At 42.5% G+C, this 16,756-nt stretch carries 15 protein-coding genes; 5 read left to right on the forward strand and 10 right to left on the reverse strand.

Annotation, left to right across the window (positions count from 1 at the left end):
* The first annotated feature begins 168 nt into the window (after positions 1–168).
* The 3 genes from PR675_RS15405 (at position 169) to PR675_RS15415 (ending at position 4,015) form a co-directional block, all read left to right on the forward strand.
* Complete coding sequence (locus PR675_RS15405; protein WP_060560614.1) at positions 169–2,469, forward strand: TonB-dependent hemoglobin/transferrin/lactoferrin family receptor; 2,301 nt, start codon at positions 169–171, stop codon at positions 2,467–2,469.
* A gap of 77 nt (positions 2,470–2,546) precedes the next feature.
* Positions 2,547–3,077: an RNA polymerase sigma factor gene (locus PR675_RS15410; protein WP_004923195.1), complete on the forward strand. Its 531-nt coding sequence runs from the start codon at positions 2,547–2,549 to the stop codon at positions 3,075–3,077.
* A gap of 26 nt (positions 3,078–3,103) precedes the next feature.
* Positions 3,104–4,015 (forward strand): glycerophosphodiester phosphodiesterase family protein, encoded by a 912-nt coding sequence (locus PR675_RS15415; protein WP_053110107.1) that lies wholly within the window; start codon positions 3,104–3,106, stop codon positions 4,013–4,015.
* 128 nt (positions 4,016–4,143) lie between these two features.
* On the opposite strand, the gene nqrM is transcribed toward PR675_RS15415, so the two are convergent.
* The 8 genes from nqrM to PR675_RS15455 form a co-directional block, all read right to left on the reverse strand.
* Positions 4,144–4,371, reverse strand: coding sequence for a (Na+)-NQR maturation NqrM (gene nqrM / locus PR675_RS15420; RefSeq protein WP_004923200.1), 228 nt, complete (start codon positions 4,369–4,371; stop codon positions 4,144–4,146).
* A gap of 16 nt (positions 4,372–4,387) precedes the next feature.
* Complete coding sequence (locus PR675_RS15425; RefSeq protein WP_036943998.1) at positions 4,388–5,419, reverse strand: FAD:protein FMN transferase; 1,032 nt, start codon at positions 5,417–5,419, stop codon at positions 4,388–4,390.
* 191 nt (positions 5,420–5,610) lie between these two features.
* Positions 5,611–6,837 (reverse strand): NADH:ubiquinone reductase (Na(+)-transporting) subunit F, encoded by a 1,227-nt coding sequence (gene nqrF, locus PR675_RS15430; RefSeq protein ID WP_004923204.1) that lies wholly within the window; start codon positions 6,835–6,837, stop codon positions 5,611–5,613.
* A 15-nt stretch (positions 6,838–6,852) separates the two neighbouring features.
* On the reverse strand, positions 6,853–7,449 hold the full coding sequence (nqrE, locus tag PR675_RS15435; protein WP_004923207.1) for an NADH:ubiquinone reductase (Na(+)-transporting) subunit E: 597 nt from the start codon (positions 7,447–7,449) through the stop codon (positions 6,853–6,855).
* A 4-nt stretch (positions 7,450–7,453) separates the two neighbouring features.
* A complete protein-coding gene (locus PR675_RS15440) occupies positions 7,454–8,083 on the reverse strand; it encodes an NADH:ubiquinone reductase (Na(+)-transporting) subunit D (RefSeq protein WP_004923209.1) in 630 nt (209 codons plus the stop codon).
* Complete coding sequence (locus tag PR675_RS15445; protein WP_004923212.1) at positions 8,076–8,870, reverse strand: Na(+)-translocating NADH-quinone reductase subunit C; 795 nt, start codon at positions 8,868–8,870, stop codon at positions 8,076–8,078. The genes PR675_RS15440 and PR675_RS15445 overlap by 8 nt, the downstream gene beginning before the upstream one ends.
* A complete protein-coding gene (locus PR675_RS15450; protein ID WP_004923214.1) occupies positions 8,863–10,101 on the reverse strand; it encodes an NADH:ubiquinone reductase (Na(+)-transporting) subunit B in 1,239 nt (412 codons plus the stop codon). Before PR675_RS15450 ends, PR675_RS15445 begins: the two co-directional genes overlap by 8 nt.
* 4 nt (positions 10,102–10,105) lie before the next feature.
* Positions 10,106–11,449 (reverse strand): Na(+)-translocating NADH-quinone reductase subunit A, encoded by a 1,344-nt coding sequence (locus PR675_RS15455; protein WP_004923217.1) that lies wholly within the window; start codon positions 11,447–11,449, stop codon positions 10,106–10,108.
* A gap of 415 nt (positions 11,450–11,864) precedes the next feature.
* On the opposite strand from PR675_RS15455, the gene PR675_RS15460 reads away from it, so the two are divergent.
* Positions 11,865–12,602 (forward strand): L,D-transpeptidase family protein, encoded by a 738-nt coding sequence (locus PR675_RS15460; RefSeq protein WP_014656669.1) that lies wholly within the window; start codon positions 11,865–11,867, stop codon positions 12,600–12,602.
* On the opposite strand, the gene PR675_RS15465 is transcribed toward PR675_RS15460, so the two are convergent.
* Both PR675_RS15465 and lpcA read right to left on the reverse strand, forming a co-directional pair.
* Entirely contained in the window at positions 12,573–13,340 is a 768-nt protein-coding gene (locus tag PR675_RS15465) for a class II glutamine amidotransferase (RefSeq protein ID WP_004923223.1), read from the reverse strand. The two genes, PR675_RS15460 and PR675_RS15465, sit on opposite strands and share 30 nt — an antisense overlap.
* A 26-nt stretch (positions 13,341–13,366) precedes the next feature.
* Positions 13,367–13,945 (reverse strand): D-sedoheptulose 7-phosphate isomerase, encoded by a 579-nt coding sequence (lpcA, locus tag PR675_RS15470; RefSeq protein WP_014656671.1) that lies wholly within the window; start codon positions 13,943–13,945, stop codon positions 13,367–13,369.
* 349 nt (positions 13,946–14,294) lie between these two features.
* On the opposite strand from lpcA, the gene fadE reads away from it, so the two are divergent.
* Positions 14,295–16,754, forward strand: coding sequence for an acyl-CoA dehydrogenase FadE (gene fadE, locus PR675_RS15475; protein WP_004923318.1), 2,460 nt, complete (start codon positions 14,295–14,297; stop codon positions 16,752–16,754).
* Positions 16,755–16,756 lie beyond the last annotated feature (2 nt).

The following is a 16,756-nucleotide window of genomic DNA, read 5'->3' on the forward strand; positions in this document are numbered from 1 at the left end:
CTGATCGACAAACAACACTGTTCAAATATACAGTATATTTATAGGCTGTGCAATTATTCCTCAAGCAAGCAACATAGATGAAAATAATTATTATTTTTATTACCCGAAAAACCACCTCAAAACGACTCATTAAAGATGTTTATAGAATGGTTAATTAGTAGGAAAATAATGAATAAAAATTATATTTCATGGTTTAAAATCAATAACTCTACACATCTCTTTTTATCAACATTTAATCACCTTTCTCTGGCTGGATTACTTGTTGTTACCTCCTCTGCATTTGGGCAAAGTGCATCGGAAGAGGTTAAACAGACAAAACAACAGGATGATGTCGTGCAATTCCCCGCGCTCTCTGTTGTTGGTAATTTAAATTCCAGTGTCGGTGCCGGTAGCTCTGTATTAAAACTGAAGGATATTGAGCGTACTCAAGCTAATAACCTTGCAGAATTAGTTGATCAGCTACCGGGGATCTCCTCATCAGGTTCACCACGCCCCGGTGGACAAACCCTAAATATTTGGGGTATGGGCGATGTGGAAGATGTCAAAGTGACCCTTGATGATGCCCCTAAAGGGTTTGAAAAATATCGCCAAGGCTCTGTGTTTATCGAGCCTGAGCTGATTAAACGCATTGACGTTGATAAAGGACCACATAATATTATGGATGGTAATGGTGGTTTCGGCGGAACCGTTAAAATTACCACCAAAGATCCCGCAGACTTACTACTTGCGGATCAACATTTTGGCGCTATGTTCAAATATAGCTATCACACTAATGATCGCCAAAATATTTACAGTTCAGCACTATATGGTAAAACATTAAATGGCGTTGCAGATGGTTTGCTGTATGTCAGTAAACGAAAAGGGGATGATTTACGCCGCCCCGATGGCACTCGATTTGGCTTTTCGCAAGCTGACCAACTCTCTTATTTACTGAAAACCAACCTTTATCTCAATGATGAACACACGCTCAGTCTATCGGCAATGCGCTCCGAATCGGATAACTTAGTTCCTTGGGCAGCCAAACGAGATGAGTTAGCAACACCAACGCAAAAAGAGATTGAGCAATATGGTTTTGACGGTGCGATAAAACGCAAATTGGTCCAACGGGATCAACAAGATCAAAACTATAGTGTGAAATGGAATTATATCCCTGAAAATAGTGATTGGATAAACCTAACGACAACTTATGCTTGGTCTAAGAGTCAACAGCATGATACCCGACCAGAAAATGCTTCAAAATACTTAACCTCCAGCTTAGGGAATAAAAGTTGGGTTGACTATACCGATCAGCTATTTGATATCCATAATGAAAGTCTATTTGATACTGGTCGTTTAGAACATCAACTTACTATAGGTGCTCGTTGGCATAAAAATGATCGCGGTATTTTGATGTTTGATGCGGGAAAAGCGAAAAACCCTAAATATAACTATGGTTATTATCAGCCACAATTTATGCCAGCAGGTGTTCAAGAAACCACTAGTGTATATCTCCAAGATGCGATTAGTTGGCACACACTCACTGTCACACCGGGCTTACGTTATGACTATGTGCAGAACAAAGGTAAAGGAAACTTAGCCGCAACCTATATGGAGCAAGACCCGCTAATTGGTCATGACTACCGTTCTGTCACTTATAGTGGTATTTCACCTCACTTAGGCATTCTTTGGAAAACGACACCGAATCTCACTTTATTCGGGGATGTTAGCCGCACATGGCGTGCACCTGTTATTGATGAACAATATGAGGTGCAATTTGCCAATAGTAGTTTAACCGGAAGTAGTCGAAACTTGGGTAAGGAGCGCATGGATGGGGTACGTTTAGGCGCAATACTCGACTTTGATCAAGTCATACAGGCCAATGATCAGCTGCAAATACGAACCACGCTTTTTCGTAACAGAGGAAAGGATGAGATATTCCGCCGCCGTGGTGAATACTGTGAAGCCAAGAAAAATGGTACTGGCGATTGTGGTCGCCCCTTATCCAATTACCGTAACTTGCCCGGTTACACCATTGAGGGCTTAGAAATTGAGCTATTTTATGATAGCCCGAATGTATTCGGTAAAATGGCCTACTCCGCCATCAGGGGTGAACGTGACGCTTCCCCTCGAGACCCTTGGTTTGGGCAAAAAACATGGATTGGTGAGATCCCACCAGATACTTTACATGTTATGTTGGGGTATAAACTCCCTCAATGGAATGCCAACTTTGGTCTCACCGGTGACTTTGTTGGTCATCAAGTCCGCTCTCCCGCAGATAGAGATCCTAAAGCCGATTCATGGGGATACCCAAAGTCGAAAGGCTATGCACTCTATGGTGCATTTGCGCAATGGCAGCCTGAATTTATTCCAGATACCAATATTAGAGTGACCGCGACTAACCTCTTTGACCGTGACTACTATCCCTACTTAGGGGAGTCTGTCTCAGGCGTTGGTCGTGATGTTCGCTTAAGTATCACCAAGTACTTCTAAGCAATCGATGGACTCTCATCTCTGAGAGTCCATAATTGACAATAAAATAAAAATGATAATAATAATTATTTTTATTTATGACAACACACACTCCCTCTATAGAAAATAGCGACTTGGCAGAAGAAAGCCAACTTTTGCAACAGCACGCCCCTAGCCTATTTCGCTATATTCTTGCGCGCACACCTGATAGCGATATCGCAAACGAAATTTTACAGGATGTCTTTGTTCATACGATTGAAACATATCGCTGCCAAACTTTGCAATTTCCGAGAGCCTTTATGTACACACTGGCACAACGCAACATCGCCAATTTTTATCGTCGGCAACGCATCGAAGCGGAATATCAACGTTTGCTGGTGGAGCCTGAGCCAGAGTGGAATTTAGAAACTCAGTTAGTAGTCGAAGAGCAATTGCAATTACTGTCTGAGCAACTTGCCAAACTACCTGAAAATATGGAACAAGCTTATTTACTCGCGCAATTTGAAGGGATGACTTACCAACAAATTGCAACTCAGTTAAAAGTTAGTCCTAATTCAATCAAGTACTACTTACAAGTAGCAAGAAAAGTATTACAAAAAGAGCTCACTGAAACGTATTTAACTCATTGAGATAACTATTATTATAGGTAATAAATATGACAAAAACAGCAATGCCATCTATTAAAAAAGGGGTGGCTATCAGTTTATTGTTTCTTGCCAGCTACAGTGCAGCCGCTCAATCACCACAAATTGTTGCCCATAGAGCAGGAACGGCAGATGCGCCAGAAAATACGCTTTATGCAATTGAACTGGCTAAAAAAAATAGCGCCGATATTATTTGGCTAACCGTCCAACTCTCTAAAGATAATCAACTTGTTCTATATCGGCCAAGCCAGTTAGAGGCATTAACCGATAAAAAAGGGGTTATTTCCGATTACTCCGCTCAACAACTCACAACGTTCAATGCCGCCCATCAATTTAATAAAAAGGCTCATCTTCAATTACCTTTACAGCAAACCACGATCCCAACACTTGGATCCGTCCTGAAAAAATATCCAGATACTGCGTTTTATATTGATTTAAAATCACCTGACGCCGATCCAGATACTCAAGCAGAAGCGGTGTACTCCCTGCTCGAAAAAAATAATGCTTTTAAAAATACTCGGTTTTATTCAACCAATGATGCATTTGTAAAAGCCCTAACCAAGCGCTCCGATAAAATTAATACCTTTGAAAGCCGTGATGAAACACGCACTATCTTAGCGAATAGCGCGATGAATCATCATTGTTCAGTCAGCAGTGATGCACAATCTAAATCGCGTTGGTATGGCTTTGAATTACACCGTAAAGTCGAGGTTGTAGAGAAATATACGTTAGGAGAGGCTCGCTCACCTGCAACGTTGTCATGGGATAAAGAAGCCATTGATTGCTTTAGAAAAAATGGTCAGGCCTACATTGTTCTATTTGGTGTCAATAGTGCGGCAGATTATCAATTAGCTAAAGAAATTGGTGCGGATGCCGTGATGGTTGATTCCCCTAAAACTTTTAAAAGCGAAATCATTAAGTAAATTTTAGCTGGCTTTATCTAATCGGTTTTACGTTAAAGCTATCTGTCTTAATTAGGCCGCCAAATAAAAAATAAGCCTTAACTGTGAATGTTCGCAGTTAAGGCTGTCATCATACTAATATCGACTATTTAAATAATGCGGTGTTTTTCAAGTGCCTTTTGGCGAGCCTCTTCCCGTGCCATACGTTTTTTACGGGCATCGCAAGGTTCAGGGCAATCACAGACTTTTTCAACACCAATACTGCTTAACCCACCACAGCTACCTTGAATACTTTTGCGCTTAATAATATACCCTAGTGACATACCGAGAAATGCCAGTAGGAATAGGACGAAAGCTGCAATAAAAACATTTAGCATTCTTACATCCTCCTAATTACTGCTTTTTCTGTAAAAATGGCTCGAATGCCTTAGTATAACGCTCTTCAAAGCCTTTTTCTGTCTTAATGATCATAAACACAGGAATATCGAGCTTTTCAGCTAAGGCAAAACCTTCAACAGGCCCTAATACATTAAGCCCAGTCGATAGCCCATCAGCACTCATGCAAGTTGGTGCCAGTACCGTAATCGAAACGAGGTTATGTTTAATTGGCATCCCTGTTTTCGGGTCGATGGTATGAGAGAAGCGCACACCGTCTTGTTCAAAATAGTTGCGATAATCACCAGAGGTAGCAATAGACATATCACCAGGTTCAATCACTTCCTGAGCCGTTTGGTTTACGCCATCGGTTTGTGGTTTTTCAATCGCAATCCGCCAAGGTGCACCTTTACCATTTTTCCCTTTTGTACGTACTTCACCACCAATATCAACCATATAATTATTGATATTAATTGACTCCAAGTATTCAGCTACAACATCAACGCCATAGCCTTTTGCTATCGAAGAAAGGTCGACGTACAATTCAGGGATAGTTTTAATTAAGTTATTGCCCTGCACAGACAGCTTTTCTATACCAACCCATGCACGACGTTTCTCCAATTCACTATCTGTTGGTGCTTTGGTTACTCGCCCTTCTGGCCCAAAGCCCCATAAATTGACTAACGGCCCTACCGTGACATCTAATGCACCATTAGTTAATTCATTAATGCGTATGGCTTCTTTAACAACTTTCGCTGTTGCTGCTGAAACAGGAAAAGGAACATTAACCTCTTTAAATTGGTTGAAGCGACTTAATTCCGAGTCTGGACGATAAGTTGACATCTGATCATTCACTTCTTCTAAGCGCTTATCTATCTCAGCTTGGATAGATTCACTGCTTGGCGATGAAGATTCAGCAACATATTTAATGGAATAGTAGGTTCCCATTGTCTGACCCTGAAGGTTTGCCTGTTCAGGCCCACCGCAGGCAGCCAACAATAGTGTCGCTGCAAATAGCAGCACTGGGGTAATCACTTTTCTGTTCAGCATAATTTTCTCTGCTTCAATAATAAGCGCCCACACAAGTGGGCGCTATACTCGCCATACTTCAAGTTTCAACATTATTGATGGCATTCATTCACACGAGTCACAAAGCTGTTTAAATTCCTAGTCACTCATTGGCCTGCCGTCTCGCTGTACCTCGAATTATTTAAAGTATATACAAACAACTCTAGGGTTACTTAACCACCGAAATCATCCAACAAGATGTTTTCATCTTCTACACCAAGATCTTTAAGCATCTTGATAACCGCAGCGTTCATCACTGGTGGCCCACACATGTAGAATTCACAATCTTCTGGTGCTGGGTGATCTTTCAGGTAGTTTTCATACAATACATTATGAATAAACCCGGTATAACCATCCCAATTATCTTCCGGCAATGCGTCAGAAAGTGCAACATTCCAAGTAAAGTTTTCGTTTTCAGCCGCTAATTGATCAAAGTCTTCTGTATAGAACATTTCGCGCTTAGAACGAGCACCATACCAGAAGCTGATCTTACGTTTCGAATTTAGACGTCTTAACTGATCAAAAATATGTGAACGCATTGGTGCCATCCCCGCACCACCACCAATAAAGATCATCTCTGCATCGGTTTCTTTAGCGAAGAATTCACCAAATGGCCCAGAAATTGTCACTTTATCACCCGGTTTTAGCGACCAAATATAAGATGACATGATGCCCGGTGGAACATCCGGATTACGTGGTGGCGGTGTAGCAATACGCACGTTCAACATGATGATCCCGTGTTCTTCTGGGTAGTTAGCCATTGAATAAGCACGAACTGTGGGTTCTTTTACCTCAGAAACATAGCGGAACAAATTAAATTTATCCCAATCCTCACGGTACTCTTCTGGAACATCAAAATCTTCATATTTCACTACGTGTGGTGGACATTCTATCTGAATGTAACCACCTGCACGGAATGGTACGACTTCACCTTCAGGAATTTTCAGTTTCAGTTCTTTAATGAAAGTTGCTTTGTTATCATTAGAAATAACTTCGCATTCCCATTTTTTCACCCCAAAAATTTCTTCTGGTAACTCAATTTTTAAGTCTTGTTTAACGTTCACCTGACAAGCTAAACGGCAACCATCTTTCGCTTCACGTTTATTAATGTGAGAAAGCTCTGTTGGCAGGATATCCCCACCACCTTCTTTGATTTTCACGCGGCATTGACCACAGGAGCCACCACCACCACAAGCAGATGAAACGAAAATCCCTTGGTTAGATAACATACCTAACAGCTTGTCACCTGCGGGAGCTTCAAAGCTCTTATCAGGGTCGCCGTTAACTTCAACTTTGATGTTCCCTGTATTGACTAACTTGGATTTAGCAAACAGGATCAGACCTGTCAGCACCAAGACAATCAGGGTAAACATCACTACGCCTAGAATAATAATATCCATGAATTCTTCTCGCCTTTATAGCTGCACACCGGAGAAGGACATAAAGCCCAGTGCCATCAAACCGGTGGTGACAAAGGTAATACCTAAGCCTTTCAGACCCGCCGGAACATCTGAATATTTCATCTTTTCACGAATCGATGCTAACAGCACAATTGCTAACATCCAGCCGATACCTGAGCCGAATCCATAAACGATAGATTCGCTAAAGTTGTAATCGCGCTGAGCCATGAAAGAGACGCCACCAAAGATTGCACAGTTAACGGTAATCAACGGCAGGAAGATACCCAATGCGTTATAAAGTGACGGGAAATAACGGTCTAAAATCATTTCCAGAATTTGCACCAGTGCTGCAATAACCCCGATAAAGGTAATAAAGTTAAGGAAAGATAAATCGACCCCCTCAACTAATGCACCATCACGCAGTACTAGGTTGTACACAAGGTTGTTGGCAGGTACAGAAATACCTAACACCACGGTAACAGCAATACCTAAACCGAAAGCTGTCTTAACATTCTTCGATACCGCCAAAAATGTACACATACCGAGGAAGAATGCCAATGCCATGTTTTCAATGAACACGGCTTTTACGAACAGACTAATATAATGTTCCATTGACTTAATCCTTCTCTACCTGAGCTGGTTTCAAGGTACGTAACCCCCAAATCAGCATACCAATGATAAAGAATGCACTAGGCGCTAACAGGAACAAACCATTAGGCATATACCAACCACCATTTTGCAATGATTCCATAACGGTAATACCAAACAATTTGCCAGAGCCGAACAGCTCGCGTAGGAAACCAACGAGGATCAGAATGACACCATAACCAAGGCCATTACCAATACCGTCCATAAAGCTTTCTACCGGTGGCGCTTTCATGGCATAGGCTTCTGCACGACCCATAACAATACAGTTTGTAATGATAAGGCCGACGAACACCGACAGCTGCTTAGATATCTCATAAGCATAGGCACGCAAAATTTGGTCAACAACGATAACCAAAGAAGCAATAATTGCCATCTGAACAATGATCCGCACACTGCTTGGAATGTAGTTGCGAATTAATGAGATAAAAAAGTTAGAGAACGCGGTAACCAAAGTTACTGCGATGGTCATGACGACAGCCGTTTCCAGCTTAGTCGTTACTGCCAGTGCAGAACACACCCCGAGGATCTGTAACGCAATTGGGTTGTTATCAAACAAAGGCCCAAGTAGGACGCGTTTTACTTCTTTAGAATCAGCCATTATTCAGCGCTCCTTCACGAACTTTTTTCAGGAACGGACCAAAACCGTTATCACCTAACCAAAAATCAAACATATGCTGAATGCCGTTTGATGTTAGCGTTGCACCTGAAAGGCCATCGATACCATAAGGACTATCTGTAGAGCCACTACGGACAATTTTTATTGCCGGTACCCCCTGCTCATTGAACAGTTTTTTACCCGGCCATTGCGCCTTCCATTGTGGATTATCGACTTCACCACCAAGACCTGGCGTTTCACCATGCGAATAATATGTGATACCACGGGAAGTCACGCCATCCACATCTACCGCAACGAAGGCATACATCACCGACCATAGTCCTGACCCATAAACAGGCAGAATAATTTGTGAAATTTTGCCTTGTTCATCTTTCACAAGATAGATTTCAGCCGTATTTGCACGACGGCGAATTTTGGCGATATCTTCTTCAGGTGAAAGTGCAATGCTGGTTTCATCGCTACGTAATTCACTATTGAGATCAAAGCGACTCTTGCTATCAGAAAGCTCATTAGTTTGGAAGTTCAACAGCTTAGGTTCAATACGGTCACTGTAAACTTTTTGAACTTCTTCCGCTGTCATTTTAGGTTGCAATAGACCTGCAACACTCAAAATATTACGTTGCGTATCTAATAAAATTTGTTCTTGCTGCTTAGATTTTAATCCTACAGCAGAACCGGCTACGACGATAGAACAGACTAGACATAGAATAAAAACGACTATGAACGTTCTTCCGACGCTATCTTTATTGGTTGTTTTTTCATTAGCCACGGGCTTTTCTCCGTTTAATATTTGCTTGAACGACCAGATAGTCAAACAGAGGAGCAAACAAGTTGGCGAACAGGATTGCTAGCATCATGCCTTCCGGATATGCCGGGTTTGCAACACGAATAAGCACACACATTACACCGATCAAAATACCGTAGGCCCATTTGCCTTTATCTGTAAACGAGGCCGAAACTGGGTCCGTCGCCATAAAGATCATCCCGAATGCAAAACCACCTAAAACCATGTGCCAGTACCATGGCATTGCAAACAATGGATTCGTCTCTGACCCGATAAAGTTAAACAGGTAAGACATCGCAATCATCCCAAGCATAACGCCAGCAACGATGCGCCATGATGCAATACGGAAGAAGATAATGAAGGCACCACCAATGAAAATCATCAATGTGGAAACTTCACCGATAGAGCCAGGCATATTCCCTAGGAATGCTTGCATCCAAGAGATTGGCTCACCAGATACCGTATTCATTAACGCGCGCTCACCGCCCGCAGCCCATTGAGAAAGTGGGGTTGCACCAGAGAAGCCATCCGCCGCTGTCCAAACAAGATCACCCGAAATTTGTGCAGGGTAAGCGAAGAACAAGAAAGCACGGCCTGCAAGTGCAGGGTTTAAGAAGTTGCGCCCTGTTCCACCAAAAATTTCTTTAGCGATGACCACACCAAATGTAATACCGAGCGCCGCCTGCCATAATGGGATAGTTGGCGGCACAATCAGGGCAAATAGGATGGACGATATAAAGAAACCTTCGTTGATTTCATGACCGCGGATCAGAGAAAACAGAATTTCCCAAAAACCACCGACTGCAAAAACAACCGCATAGATAGGTAGAAAATAGACTGCACCAAGCAGCATTTTACTACCCCAGCCTGCATCAGGTGTTAATGATGCCCCCAAGAATTGAGCTAAGCGATAGTGCCAATCACTCGCTAAAACTTGCTGTAGCTCAGCCCCACTGTATAAGTGGTAAAGTGCAGGAATGGCTTGGTTACCAACGTTATACATCCCCCAAAACATCGCAGGAAATACAGATAACCAAACCAAGATCATCATGCGTTTCAGGTCTATTGTGTCACGAACGTGAGAACGACCTTTAGTCACCGTTCCTGGCGTATAGAAGACTGTCGTAACAGCTTCAAACAATGGATAGAGTTTTTCTAACTTTCCACCAGGCTCAAAATGATGCTCATGCTTTTCAAATAAATTTTTCAAACCCATGGAATTACCCTTCTAGCTCAATCTTGGTCAGTACATCACGAAGTACAGGGCCATATTCATATTTAGCCGGGCATACATAAGTACACAGTCCCAGATCTTCTTCATCCAACTCTAGACACCCCAATTCCTGAGATGAATCCGTATCTCCAGAAAGGAGGTCTCGTAGCAGGTGAGTTATCATAATATCGAGAGGCATTACACGTTCATAATTACCAATTGGCACCATTGAGCGCTCACCACCATTCATGGTTGTGGTGAAGTTGAAGCGTTTGCCTTTCAAGAAATGGCCAACCGTTGTACGTGTAATGGTGAATTTATTAAAGCCCGGCCAAATCCAGCCGAAAAGCTCTCTTTCACGCCCTTCACGTAATACTGAAACCTGATTATGAAAACGCCCTAAATAGTGATGTGTATCATCACAAGGTACGCCCCACAGTACAGAGCCAGAAATAATGCGGTTATCTCCCTCTTTGAGCTGACCTTTTGTTAACTCATAGAGATCCGCACCAAGACGAGTTTTAACTAAACGTGGTTTCTCAACTTGAGGCCCCGCAAGGGCAATCACGCGATCAGTATATAGATAGCCTGTTGTGAATAACTTACCAATCGCAATGACATCTTGATAATTAAGGTGCCATACTTTTTTATTGAGGCTCACAGGCTCAAGAAAATGAATATGAGTACCGACTAAGCCTGCGGGATGAGGGCCTGCAAATTCGCTATAGCTCACTTGTGGGTGATTATCAGATTTCGCTAAATCCCCCGCGCCATGGCAAACATGCACTTTACCTTCGGTTAAATGGCTAATAATGGTTAAACCATCATTAAAAGCTTGTTGTTGTGAACGAATAATCACAAGTGGGTCAGCAGCAAGTGGGTTGGTATCCATCGCCGTTACAAAAATCGCGGCGGGTGAGGAACCCAGTGCCGGTGAGCGGCTAAATGGACGCGTTCGCAATGCTGTCCATAAACCTGATTTAACCAAGTTTTCTTCGACTTGTTCACGAGTCAATCCTGCAAGCTCTTCACGCTTATAAGCAGCAAAGGCCTCTTGCTCGTCACCATCAATTTCGATAACAACGGATTGGAGTACACGACGCTCACCACGATGAATAGCAATAATTTTACCGCAGGCTGGGCTAGTGAATAAGACACCAGGGTTCTTTTTATCTTCAAAAAGAACCTGCCCTTTTTTAACGTGCTCACCTTCTTTAACCAGCATAGAAGGACGCATTCCGACATATTCTTCACCTAGCAATGCTACGTGTTGAATTTTCGGGCCGTCTTCTATTACTTGGGCTGGCTCACCTGCAATAGGAAGGTTGAGTCCTTTTTTAATTTTAATCATAAGATCTGCACAAGTTTCTAAGTTAACCCTAAGCTAATGATCCTGACATAGACCATAGCGACTCAGTAAATAAAAACAGCTCAAGTTACTCACATAACTCAAGCAAATAATTCTCTCGATATCGTGAAGCTATTCTCTTTCTGCCGCTCGTAATTTTATCAGTTCCCCCGACTTCTGTCCGGATATTCAAGTGACTTAGCTCAAGCAAATTACAATAAATTTTCAACTTTCTTTATAATTATTCGTAAAAAACGAGCATTTACATCATATTTATCGAACGCTGTGCGATTTTCACACAATATCTATTCCGTACGAAACTATTAATAGGCTATATCAAATTACTTTTAGCTCATTTAAAATAGCGCCATAATGTCTTTTTTTTAGGCAAAAATACTCATTTAAATTTGGTTTAAGTATGAATAAAAATATCCTTATTAGCTTTATTTTCAACCTGTTTTTTCTGCAAATTACGGTTGCTGAAGCGAATAACCATTCATTTTTGCTTAATAGTAAAACAACTAACCAGCAAAATTCCGCGATCTTTATTCAGATATTTAAGCAAGAAGGCGTCTTGGAGCTATATCAAAAAGCGCCGAACGGAAAATATAACTTATCTAAAACTTATCCAATTTGTAAGTTTTCGGGCGGGCTAGGCCCTAAAAAGCGCGAAGGTGATCTAAAAAGCCCTGAAGGCTTTTATCAAATAACCGCCTCCCAACTAAATCCAAACAGTCGGTATTACCGATCTATTAATTTAGGTTTTCCTAATGAATATGATCGAGCACAGGGCTATGAAGGTAACTACTTGATGATACATGGCGACTGTGTTTCTGTTGGTTGCTATGCGATGACAGATAAATACATGAGTGAAATCTACCAAACTGTTGAAAGTGCTTTTAAAAGTGGACAAAGCACGATTGATGTCAGTATTTACCCGTTTCGAATGACAAAAGAAAATATGTTGATCCACAGAAACTCCAGCCATTACGCTTTCTGGCAGCAACTAAAACCGGCTTATGATTACTTTCAGGATGTAGGCAAGCCCGCACAAATCTCTGTAACATCAGGAAAGTATGCTGTGAATAGCTTGCCAGAAAGGTCGGATACTTTATTGAGACTTCGATCACAATATACGTTGGCCGAGGTGAAATAGCACGAAACTACCCGGTTCAATTTTGTGCCAATTTTCATTACCTGTTAGCGGCTGCGTGGCAATCACTGAAACAATATCGGTTGGTGTTGTGCAACTTTGAAAATCGATTTCAATATCCTGATCGAGTAATTTCGCCTTACCGAATGGAGCTTTACGAGTGATCCAATAAAGATTGGTTGAACAAAATGCCATTACGTAACGCCCATCTGATAGCAGCATATTAAATACGCCTTTACGACGTAACTGCTCAGCCAGCACCGCAATAAAACGGAAAACAGCGGGCCAATTCGAGGGGGTTTTCGGATATTTCGCTGCAAGTTGGCTCAAAATCCAGCAAAATGCTTTTTCGCTGTCTGTTTCACCTATCGGTCGATAATGCCCTGTATTTAGTGAGCGATACCCTTTTAATTGCCCGTTATGTGCATAGGTCCAATTACGTCCCCACAATTCACGCGTAAAAGGATGCGTGTTTGCTAGTGTGACATCACCTCGATTCGCTTGGCGAATATGTGCTATCACCGTTTCCGATTTGATTGGATACTCCTGCACAAAGCGTGCCACTGGGGATAAAAAGCTAGGTTGAGGATCTTTAAAAGTGCGACACCCCAGCCCTTCATAAAACGTGATCCCCCAACCATCTTTATGTGGGCCAGTTTGCCCCCCACGGGATATCAGTCCACTTAGGCTGAAGTTAATATCTGTTGGCACATTTGCACTCATGCCAAGTAATTCGCACATTACAAGACCCTCTATAGTTTAAGAAACTACTTTACCATTTCTTTTTCAATCAGCTGGATCAGGATATGAATCACTTTAATATGGATTTCCTGAATACGATCCGCATAACCAAAATGAGGTACACGAATTTCAATATCTGCGCTACCCGCCATTTTGCCGCCGTCTTTCCCAGTCAGCGTAATCACTTTCATGCCCTTTTCACGCGCAGCACTAATAGCTTTGATAATGTTGCCTGAGTTGCCAGAAGTCGAAATGCCCAGAAGAACATCCCCTTCTTTACCTACAGCCTCAATAAAGCGAGAAAACACATATTCATAGCCAAAGTCATTACTGACACAAGATAAGTGGCTAACATCAGAAATGGCAATAGCAGGATAGCCTGGGCGATTTTCACGGTAACGCCCTGTCAGTTCTTCAGCAAAGTGCATGGCATCACAGTGGGAGCCACCATTACCACACGAAAGCACTTTTCCTCCGGCTTTAAAGGAATCTGCCAGTAACACCGCCGCTTGCTCAATAGCCTGAATATTTGCATCATCACTAAGGAATTTTGCCAACGTATCGGCCGCTTCTGATAATTCACCACGGATCAGGTCTTGATACATGAGATTTCCCCTTAAATTTAACGAGTTTTGTGCCATGATAAACGGCATCAAGATAGGTAATTAATCTTTACTACTCAGATTGTTACACAGGGTACATTTTCTTTCTACATCTGATTACGCTTGATTTATGCATTTAGGGCTAATCAATGCGTTTTGCCTCTTTTTCTCCCTTTGCGCCTACTTCATCTATCTCACAAATTTTTTTATGAAACAATCACCAAACATTATTTGGTGATTTTGTGAGCCAAGTTGTAATTAAGATGTAAATGTCTTGCTAATTGTTTATTACTGGATATAGATTAAGAGAAACAACAGGTCAGACCTCTTACAAGTAGACAGGAGTTTCCCTATGACCCTACTCAGCATAATTCTATTTCTCGCATTAATCGGTATTCTCTGTTACCACAAGACTTCGTTAACATTGAGTACCGTTCTGTTACTTGCCTATACCGCCGTTATGGGGGTACTTGATGTATGGAGTTACTGGATGTTACTGCCAGTAGCTCTTGTGTTATTCCCTTTTGTTTTCACTCCCGTGCGTCAATCACTGGTTTCAGTACGTGCACTGAAACTGTTCCAAAAAGTCATGCCTCCCATGTCTCGTACAGAGAAAGAAGCCATTGATGCAGGAACAACATGGTGGGAAGGTGACCTTTTCCGTGGCGCACCGGATTGGAATAAATTACATAATTACCCAAAACCACAGCTGACGGCTGAAGAACAAGCCTTCATTGATGGCCCTGTAGAAACGGTTTGTGGCATGGTGAATGATTTTGCAGTAAGCCATGAATTGTCCGATCTCCCCCCAGAAGTTTGGCAATATTTACGTGAGCACCGCTTCTTCGCCATGATCATCAAAAAAGAGTATGGTGGCCTTGAGTTCTCTGCCTATGCGCAATCCCAAGTTTTACAAAAATTGGCGGGTGTCTCCGGTATCTTAGCTATCACCGTTGGTGTTCCTAACTCATTGGGGCCAGGTGAGTTGCTGCAACATTATGGTACTGATGAACAGAAAAAACGTTACCTCCCTGGCTTAGCAACAGGTGAAGAGATCCCTTGTTTTGCACTCACTAGCCCAGAAGCTGGCTCTGACGCCGGTGCTATCCCTGATACTGGCGTTGTCTGTATGGGTGAATGGCAAGGAGAGCAAGTGTTAGGTATGCGTTTAAATTGGAACAAACGCTATATCACTCTTGCCCCCATCGCGACAGTTCTTGGGTTGGCTTTCAAATTATCGGATCCCGATCGTTTATTGGGTGGTGAAACACAGTTAGGGATCACCTGTGCGTTAATCCCCACTAATACCCCAGGCGTCGAAATAGGCCATCGTCACTTCCCACTGAATATTCCATTTATGAATGGACCAACGCGCGGAAAAGACATCTTTGTTCCTATCGACTACATTATCGGTGGCCCTAAAATGGCAGGCCAAGGCTGGCGTATGCTTGTGGAGTGTTTATCTGTAGGTCGTGGAATTACTCTGCCATCTAACTCGACAGGTAGCTTAAAGAGCATTGCAATGGCGACAGGAGCCTACGCTTATATCCGTCGCCAATTTAAATTGCCTATTGGTAAGATGGAAGGGATTGAAGAGCCGCTCGCTCGTATCGCAGGTAATGCCTATTTGATGGATGCTGCTGCTACATTGATTACCTCTGGTATCATGTTAGGTGAAAAACCTGCCGTGCTATCTGCTATCGTTAAATACCACTGTACTCATCGTGGGCAACATTCAGTCATCGATGCCATGGATATTACGGGTGGTAAAGGCATTTGTCTTGGCCCATCTAACTTTGTTGGTCGAGCTTACCAAGGTGCGCCAATCGCCATTACCGTTGAAGGTGCCAACATCTTAACCCGTAGCATGATCATCTTTGGTCAAGGGGCTATTCGTTGCCATCCTTATGTGCTCGAAGAGATGGCGGCAGCACAAGACAATAATCTGCACAAATTTGATAAAGCAGTATTTGGTCATATTGGACATGTTATTAGCAACCAAGTCCGTAGTTTCTGGTTGGGATTAACCAATGGTCGAGGAAGTAGCGCGCCAACAAAAGATGAAACGCGTCGTTACTATCAAATGTTAAATCGCCAAAGTGCTAACCTTGCCTTACTTGCCGATATCTCCATGGCTGTTTTAGGTGGTAGCTTAAAACGTCGTGAGCGTATCTCTGCACGCTTAGGCGATATTCTCAGCCACTTATATTTAGCAACCGCAACACTTAAGCGTTATGAAGATGAAGGTCGTCAAAAAGCAGATTTACCACTGGTAAAATGGGCTGTAGAAGATTGTCTGTATCAATCTGAGAAGGCGATGGATGATTTATTGAAAAACTTCCCAAATAGAATGGTTGCAGGTTTAATGCGCATTACCTTGTTCCCGACTGGTCGTGCTATGTCTGCCCCTTCTGATCGCCTAGACCACAAACTAGCACAACTGTTAATGGAGCCATCTGAAACTCGTGACAGGATCGGTCGTGGGCAATATCTGACACCAACAGAGCATAACCCGCATGGTTTAGTGAATCAGGCGCTGTATGACATCATCGCTGCAGAGCCAATTTTTGAGCGCATCTGCCGTCTGAAAGAGCGCAAGTTTAGCTTCACTCGCTTAGATAAATTGGCAGAGCAGATGTTGCCTGAAAATATTATCACACAAGAAGAAGCTGATATTTTACGTAAAGCAGAGGCAAGCCGTCTACGCACCATCAATGTTGATGAATTTGAGTTTGATGCTCTAGGCGTACACAGTGAAAAAAACCCTCGCGAGGAAAATGAAAAGCAAGCTAAGAAAAAGCAAGCCGCTTAATT

Origin of the sequence: Providencia sp. PROV261, from assembly GCF_028477945.1 — a bacterium.
In the GTDB taxonomy this organism is placed as follows: Bacteria; Pseudomonadota; Gammaproteobacteria; order Enterobacterales; family Enterobacteriaceae; genus Providencia; species Providencia stuartii.